General features: G+C 71.1%; 1 protein-coding gene. It reads left to right on the top strand.

All coding sequences use genetic code 11. The annotated features are described in order from the left end of the window. A partial coding sequence (locus N5J29_RS19250; protein ID WP_279924559.1) for a DUF2345 domain-containing protein occupies positions 1-767 on the top strand: 767 nt, incomplete at both ends.

The following is a 767-nucleotide window of genomic DNA, read 5'->3' as shown; positions in this document are numbered from 1 at the left end:
CGCGCGCAGCTGTCCACCACCCAGCACGAGACCACCCTGACCCTGGGCCATCTCAAGGGCGGCCAGGACAACGTGCGCGAGGGCGAGCGGGGCTTTGGTGTGGAACTGTCCACGCAGGCCCAGGGTGCACTGCGCGCCGGCCGTGGCCTGCTGCTGACCACCGAGCCGGGTACGCCGCAGCTGGCGGCGCCGCAGGCACTGAGCCAGTTGCAGGAAAGCCAGCAGCTGCTGCAGCAGCTGGCCGAGTCGGCGGCCAACCAGCAGGCACAGCTTCCGAGTGATCCCAACGAATTGCCGGTGGACACGACGCTGACCGAACTGCAGGAGACCCTGCGCGCGACCCACAGTGGCAGCGCGGCGGGCAGCATCGCCGGTGGCGACGGCGAAGCGCCGGGCTGGAGTGCGCCTGTCCTGCTGGGCAGTGGCGTGGCCGGCGTGCTGAGCCTGACCCCGGCCGACCAGGTGTGGGTCAGCGGCACGCACACCACGCTGGCCAGCGGCGTGGCGCTGAACTGGATGACCCAGGGCTCACTGACGATGGCCGTGGCCGGCGGCCTGGTGCTGTACACCGCCGGCATGGAACCCAGCGGCGAGAGCCCGAACCAGGAGCGCGGCATCGCGCTGCATGCGGCACAGGGCAAGGTGAGTGCGCGTGCGCACAAGAACCAGGCGATCGTGGCGGCCAAGACGCAGGTACGCATCGCCAGTACCGAAGCGGACGTGCAGCTGTCGGCGCCGAGCAAGCATCTGCTGGCGACGGCGGCCGG

Origin of the sequence: Stenotrophomonas sp. GD03680 (genome assembly GCF_029844625.1) — a bacterium.
Lineage (GTDB): Bacteria > Pseudomonadota > Gammaproteobacteria > Xanthomonadales > Xanthomonadaceae > Stenotrophomonas > Stenotrophomonas maltophilia_P.
Note: the sequence above shows the minus strand (reverse complement) of the source record. Positions and strands in the feature narration are given on the sequence as shown.